Source organism: Bacteroidota bacterium (assembly GCA_021300195.1).
GTDB lineage: Bacteria > Bacteroidota > Bacteroidia > J057 > JAJTIE01 > JAJTIE01.
This window is the reverse complement of sequence record JAJTIE010000068.1, coordinates 1-7,044: the sequence shown is the minus strand read 5'-3', so window position 1 is coordinate 7,044 and position 7,044 is coordinate 1. Positions and strand designations below refer to the sequence as shown.

Annotated in this window: 3 protein-coding genes; 2 read left to right on the top strand and 1 reads right to left on the bottom strand. The window is 60.0% G+C overall.

Annotation, left to right across the window (positions count from 1 at the left end):
* The coding region (locus LW884_11505; protein MCE3008956.1) for a translocation/assembly module TamB at nt 1-4,634 on the bottom strand (4,634 nt) is incomplete at its 3' end.
* A gap of 102 nt (nt 4,635-4,736) precedes the next feature.
* Between LW884_11505 and tsaD the strand changes: the two genes are divergently transcribed.
* Both tsaD and LW884_11495 read left to right on the top strand, forming a co-directional pair.
* Entirely contained in the window at nt 4,737-5,729 is a 993-nt protein-coding gene (tsaD, locus tag LW884_11500) for a tRNA (adenosine(37)-N6)-threonylcarbamoyltransferase complex transferase subunit TsaD (GenBank protein ID MCE3008955.1), read from the top strand.
* Nucleotides 5,710-6,936, top strand: a complete 1,227-nt coding sequence (locus LW884_11495) for a hypothetical protein (GenBank protein MCE3008954.1) — start codon at nt 5,710-5,712, stop codon at nt 6,934-6,936. The genes tsaD and LW884_11495 overlap by 20 nt, the downstream gene beginning before the upstream one ends.
* The last annotated feature ends 108 nt before the right edge of the window (nt 6,937-7,044 follow it).

Sequence of the window (7,044 nt, the reverse complement as noted above, 5' to 3'; positions counted from 1 at the left end):
TCGTCCGGCTGAGGTACTTTTTGTTCTTGCTCCTTATACAGCTCGCCTACTCGAATCTTGTTTTTTCGTGGCTCCTGGCTACCCAGCAGCTCGGCCAGTCGGTTGAAGTCTTTGCGGTAATACACCCCCGCCCCCCGGCTGGTGCTGGCCAGGGTATTGGTTACGATGTTTTCCCGGTTGAAAATCTGCACCCCCAGCTGGCCGGGGTTTTCCCGCTTCACGCTGTCGCCCGGATACAGCTTGATCTCGATGCTGAAGTTGCCCAGGCTCAGTTCTCTGTTCTGGGTGTTGGAGAGCACCCCATCTCGCCGCACCGTAACCTTGTCATTGAAAAGGCGGGCAGTGGTGGTGGCGCTGAAAGTACCGTCGCTGGTCAGGTTAAAAGACACATCGATGTCGTCTCCCAGTCCATTGCCTATCCAGCTGGTAAGCTGGCTACTGATAAACTGAGACATGCTGGTGGTGGCAATGCTGCCCGCCCCAGCATTGTTATTATCTCCCTGGGCCGTAAATAGCCCGCCCACCGGGGCTACACGGTGCATCATCACCAGGCTGAACACCTGCCGGTTTAGCTCCTGAGCGTCGTTCCGTATCAGGTTCAGGGTGCTCACCACGCGGAAGGTCTGCTGCTGAGAGAGGTTGGCCATCCGGATGCCGAAGCGCAGGTCGGGCTGCTCCACGCTACCCTTCAGGTACATCAGCACCTCTACGGTGGCGCTGCCGGCTGTGGTGTCCCAGGCGGTCAGGTTGGCATTCTGTACGGTATATACCGCATTCAGGTCCAGCTGGCCACTGTAGGGGTCGCCACTCCAGCTTACTCGTCCGCCCGGCTCTATGCTGAAGGGCTTGGCAGCCACATTGCCATAGGTAAACAGATACTTGCCCTCGCTTATCGTATAGCCTCCACTCATCAGGAATCGTTCATCGGGCAGTAGCTCCAGCCTCAGGCTTCCGTTCCCCCTGGCTGAAATCACGTCGCCAGATTTTGCATCAAACACCAGATCCATGGTGGCATCGGGGGTCATGTTCAGGTTCAGGTCCATCAGGAAGCTGCTTTCCTGCACCACACCCAGCTGTGCCCGCCCGGTGGCATCGGGCTGCACAAAGCGTACGAAGGAGAGGCGCTGTTCTTCGGTATAGTCGTAGGCAGGGATGCTCACATGGGTGCCTTTACCTGGGCTTATCTGGCCGGAAAGCTTAACCTGGTTAAAGGAGCCGGTAAAACTGGCCCAGCCCTCCTTTGCGTAGGCCAGCCCGTAGAAAGAGCTGTTTTGGTGTGCCTTCAGGTCGAACACCTTGAAGTTCCGAAGGTTCGAGAGGCGGAGGTCCAGGCCCGGGTTTGCCAGGCGCTGCATCCGGATGCGCCCGCTCAGCTCGGCATACCCGTCGGTGGGGGTATACAGGCCTGTAGCCTTGTGGTTGTAGATCCGCAGGGTATCCAGCACAATGTCGCTGCCCTCAAATCTTACCTGTTCATCGGGCAAGTATAACTTATTCTGCAGGTAGTCTATCCCCAGTGTTACCCCACGTAGCCGCCCGGTGCCATGCATCCGGGGTGCCGCCAGGCTACCGCTCAGAATCAGGTTGTTCACGCTGAAGGTGCCCCCCAGGTCGTACAGCAGGCCCTTTACAAAGGGGCTGGCCTTTGAGACCTCCAGGTTGCGGGTGCTTAGCTTCAGGTAGAGGGGGGTTCCGGGTTCAGTAGGCTTCAGGTATCCATCCACAGAGAGCACCGAGTCAGACTCATACACCAGCTCTGCGTTCACGTTCAGCCGTTGGTCTGCCTCGCTCCAGTAGGCATCGGTCTGCAGGTTTCCATAGGTAATGCCTGCGTAGCGGAACCGCTCAATGTATCCCCTGCCGGAGTATAGTGGCTTGCCCAGCAGGTCTCGTACAGCTACCTCCATGCTCAGTCTGCCACTCAGAGGCTCGCGGGTTTGGGCAAAGTGCTGAATAAGGTCCAGCTCCAGGTTGGAAACCCGCACCGAAAGATCCGTCCGGTCTAGAAAAGGGATGTAGCTAGTGGCCAGCTGGATCTGCTGCCCGCCCTGTGTCAGGCCGAACTGCTCTACCGTTAGCCGGTCTTTTTCCCAGCGCAGGTGGTTTTGGGGGCTGAAGGTCCAGATGCTGTCGGCCACCAGGACGCGGCTATAGGCGGGCTCAAAGTGGTGATCCAGCGCCTGTGGGCTTGGGCGCAGTACGCCGCTCAGCAGGTAGTAGTTTCGCAGCGTATCCTGCACGGCCGACAGGTTGTAGTGCAAATAGCCACCCTGCCAGGAGGGTGCCAGGTTAATGTGCTGTAGCGTGAGGCCCGCACTTGGGCTAAAGCTATCTGCCGATAGCTGACCACTGGCGCGGAGGCTACTGGGTGCCACACCCACCTTTTGCAGGTTCAGATAGGTCTCCAGCCGTCGGCTCTCGGTGCCAGCAGCCTGTAGGTGGGCGGTGGCAAAGTGCAGGTAGAGGGAGTCTTTTCTGCCGGCATACAGGCTGCCATCCAGCTTGCTGTCAGCAGCCAGGCGGATGTCCGTCTTCAGGAAAGCCAGCACGGGGTTCAGGTTTCGGGCACGCAGTTCGAAGTCCAGCTGCAGCTCCGGCACCTCGCCAGCTGTACCGGCTGCCACAGGCTGCCACAGGCTGGCGGTATCATTGGTTAGCAGGTGCGTTAGTTCGTCCTGCAGGCGCACCAGGGTAGGCCCCAGGTCTGCATACCGAAACTGACCCTCCAGCACCAGGTCTAGCGGATAGCCCCGTAGTTGCACGTACTTATACCGGTGGTCCAGACCGGAGTGGCTGGTAAGCACTAGGTCCGGGAATTCCAGCCGCTGGTCTGCCTCGGCACCCTGTAGCTGTACCTCAAAGAGCCGCACCGTACCCTCCAGGTCCTCTACCTCTTTGCCCCCCACTTCTATGTTGAAGATACTGGTTACCCAGGTAGGCTGCGACAGCAGGCCATAGTGCTGCAGGTCCAGGGCTTCAATATCGCCTATGCAGCGGTAGCTGGGGCGGTCTTTGCCCAGGTCTGCCACTACCCTACCATGGAAGCTGCCCTCTGCATCCACTACATCCAGCTGGCCTGTTACCACCTGGTTTTCCAGGCTGAGGTTACCCCCGGCACTGTCTATCTGATAACCCAATAGCTGACTGGTGCCCATATCGAAGCGGAGCTTCAGGCGGCTGTCGTCCCAGTTATGAATATAGCCCTCTGCATAGCCCCTGGCATTCAGTCGTTTGCTTACCGAGAGGCCCGTTAGGGCATCCAGCTGCAGGTTGGTAGCCTGAAACGAGCCGCGCACACTGAGCCCGCCAGGCAGAAACTTCAGGTTGGCATCCGTGATTAGCTGCCCATGCGGGCTAGTCAGGCGTGCATCGGCTACAAAGTCGTTCAGAAAGCCCGTGAACCGGCCCGTTATCTGTGCATAGCCTAGCCGATCCACCTCATCGGGCAGGGCAATGCCGGGCAACAGGGCGTGCACATCCTGGCTATACAGCTGGCTCTGCACCAGCCGGGCCTGCACAAAGAGGTCGCGAACATGCAGAAAGTTGCGCAGGCTGATGTCGGCTGTCAGCGTAGAGCGCTCGCCAAAGCCCAGCTTCAGGCCCTTGGCCTTGATCTGCCGGTAGTTGCCCGATACAGGCCCCTCCAGCCGGATGGTTCCCGCTATGGGCAGCGCCTCGCCCGGAATGAAGTGGTATAGGGTGCGCATATCTAGCTGAGAGGGCAGGAAAAACAGGCTGTACTGGCGGTTTCGCCCCCGCTTGAAGAGGGTACCCAGGCTTTCGCCCTTCATCAGCAGGTCGAAGCGTAGCTGGGTCTCGTCCATACTGAGGGAGGCATCGCGGATCTGGACAAAGGGCAGATCGGGCAGCGTCTGCCTCAGCCGCTCTGCGGCCCAGGTATAGCTCTGGGCCGCAATCAGGGTAGCCTGAAAGTTGTCCAGCTGCACCCCTGTTCTGGGGTCTCTGGTACTCAGGTGCCGGATCTGTACAACCAGGTCTTTTTGTGCCGAAAAGGAAAAACTTCCGCGAAAGCTAATCTCTTCCCAGCGCATGTTTTCATAATTGATCTGCTGGGGCACCAGTGCCAGCCAGGCCGGGCCTACGGTGGCATCCTGCAGGATGAATGTACCATCCGTAAGCTGGATGTCGTCTACACTCAGGGCCACACGGGGCGGCTCAGTATCTGTGCTGTCTTCCGGCTCGGTCAGGAAGTCTATGTTCAGTCGGCCATCGGGCAGATAATACAGGTGTGCATAGGGCCGGTGCAGGTGTAGGCGGCCCAGGGCTATGGTCTTTACTCTGCTTTTCTTTCCCAGCCAGTGTAGCGTGGGCACATCCAGGCTATGCAGGGCCAGCTGCTCTGCAGCAAACATCAGGCTGTCTTGCTGGTCGTACATGCTGAAGCCCTCAAACTCGAAGTAGGCCATGGGCGACAGCACCACCCGATCCAACTCGATGCGAGCACCCAGGGCCTCCTCAGCCCTGTCTATCAGCTTGGGCACCAGCCAGTCTTGCACAGCCTGGCTGCGCAGCAGGAGGAAAACAGCACTAAATAGCACCAGATACAGCCCCACCAGCAGCAGCAGAGCCTGCGTAAGCCTGAGTAGCAAAAGGGGCACAACACGACGCCGCATCTGGTGCAAAGTAACGCTTTATCGGGCATATCCCCGTATACCGGCTGGGGGGGGATGGAGGCGTAGACTTGTGCACCCAGGGCATAAAGTGTACCTTTAGCCATGATCGTGCTGGGTATAGAGAGTTCGTGCGACGACACGGCCGCTGCAGTGGTGCAGGATGGCCGCATCCTGAGCAATGTGGTACACAGCCAGGTGGAGCATAGCCCGCAGGGCGGCATCGTGCCCGAGCTGGCCAGCCGGCTGCACCAGCAGCAGATAAGCCGAGTGGTGGAGAAGGCCCTCAGCCTGGCAGGTGTGGAGCCCAGCCAGCTGGACGGCATTGCCTATACCGCAGGGCCGGGCCTGATGGGTGCCCTCCTGGTAGGCAGCAGCTTTGCCAAGGCCTATAGCCAGGCCCTGGGCAAGCCCATGGTGGCGGTAGACCACCTGCATGGCCACCTGATGAGTGTATTTGCCCAGCCCCCCTACCCGAGCTTCCCCTACCTGTGTCTGCTGGTATCGGGGGGGCACACGCTGCTGCTGCAGGTAACCGACCGGCTAACGTATACCCGGCTGGGCAGCACCCTGGACGACGCGGCGGGCGAGGCCTTTGACAAAGCAGGCCGTATGCTGGGCTACCCCTACCCGGGTGGACCGCACATAGACCGGGCTGCGGCCGCGGGGGGGAATGCACACTTTCACCGCTGGCCCGACCCCCGCACCGGTAGCCACGACTGGAGCTTCAGCGGCCTGAAAACCGCCATCCTGTACCACCTGCAGCGGCAAGGGCCCGCCTATCTGGAGCTGCACAGGCAGGATCTGGCAGCTAGCATACAGCACACCATTGTGGCGGCACTGGCGGCCCGGGTAGAGCAGGCCGTGGCCGAAACAGGCATACAGCAGGTGGCCCTGGCAGGGGGCGTGGCGGCCAATAGGGGCCTGCGCAGCCGGCTGCAGCAGCTGGCGGATACCCACGGCTGCAGCCTCTTTATCCCCGATTTTCAGTTCTGCACGGACAATGCGGCCATGATTGCCCTGGCGGGCGAACCCCTGTTACAGCGCGGCCAGCTGGCCCTGCATACCGATGTACCGTATGCGAATCACCAGATATAGCCTGTGCCTGCTTCTGCTTAGCCTATCCCCCACAGCCCGGGCGCAGGAGGCACCCTGCTGCCAGCAGTGGCAGAGCTATGTGCCCCTGCCCGCCGAACACACCCCTGTGCAAACAATCCAGCTGGCCGTGCATGTAATGCAGGCGCCCGATACGGTCATCAATTTTGAAGACACGCCCGACCATCGCCAGTACCTGATCAACCTGGTGCAGGATGCCGGGCAGAGCTTTCGCAACCTGGAGCCCATGCAGGCCGAAACCTCGTCGGCCTACATCCCGGATGGACGGATCGACTTTTGGCTGGACTGGGGGGCCATCTACTTTCACGCCGTGCCCGACTGGGACTTTAGCGAGCTGAACCTGAACCAGCAGATAGATAAGGTAACGGGCTGGCACCGCCGCTTTGTGCTGGAGGACACGACCCTGCAGCACCGGCAGGATGCCGTACACCTATTTCTCGTCTCCAGCGACAGCCTGAAGGCAAAAGACCTGAAAAGCAGGGGCGTAGCCAGTGGCATAGCCAGCAGGCACTGGGTGGTGGCGCAAGAGCTGTATCACGACTATCGGACGGGTTACTGGCCCAGGGGCATCATTTCGCACGAGCTAGGCCACAGCATGGGCCTGCACCACACCACCAGTAATGACCGACCCCTGAACGACGGCTGCGACGACACCCCCACCTATCCCGCTGTAAAAAACTGCTGGAGCTGCGGCAATAACATCATGGACTATAACAAGTGGAAGAATGCCCTGACCGAGTGCCAACTGGGCCGCCTACACCTAGCCCTGAATGGCCTACAAGGCGACATTGCCGAGGCCGTATTCCCCAGGCACTGCGACCCTGAGCACTGGCAAAACCTAAGCCTGCCACCCGACACCAGCTATACCTGGTGCGGACGGAAGAAGCTGACTGGCCACCTGATTGTGGGCGAAAACACTGAGCTGTACATCCACTGCAGGGTGCACCTGCCCCCAGGGGCAAAGATCGTACTGCTACCCGGTGCCCGCCTGGTGGTAGCGGGTGGGCATCTTACCTGCCCGTGCCCGGGCGGGCAGTGGGCAGGTATACTAGCCCTGCGCAAGGGTAAACGCGCAGGCAAGCTGGTAGTAGAGCAGGGTGCTGCGCTGCTAAACACCAGCCTGCCACCCGGCCTGGCGCAAAAAACACAGCGCTGGAGCAAAAACTGGAAACAGCACCTCCGCCGGTAAGCAGCTTACTGAGCCGAGACCGGCGAGACTGGGTCAGCAGAAGCCTTCGCCCAAATCTGGTACCCCTCCACGGTGCGAACAGGCTCAAAGCCCTGACTGCGAATAAGC

Coding starts and splice junctions, on each gene's coding strand:
- tsaD (MCE3008955.1), top strand. CDS start 4,737: ATGATCGTGCTGGGTATAGAGAGTTCGTGCGACGACACGGCCGCTGCA.
- LW884_11495 (MCE3008954.1), top strand. CDS start 5,710: ATGCGAATCACCAGATATAGCCTGTGCCTGCTTCTGCTTAGCCTATCC.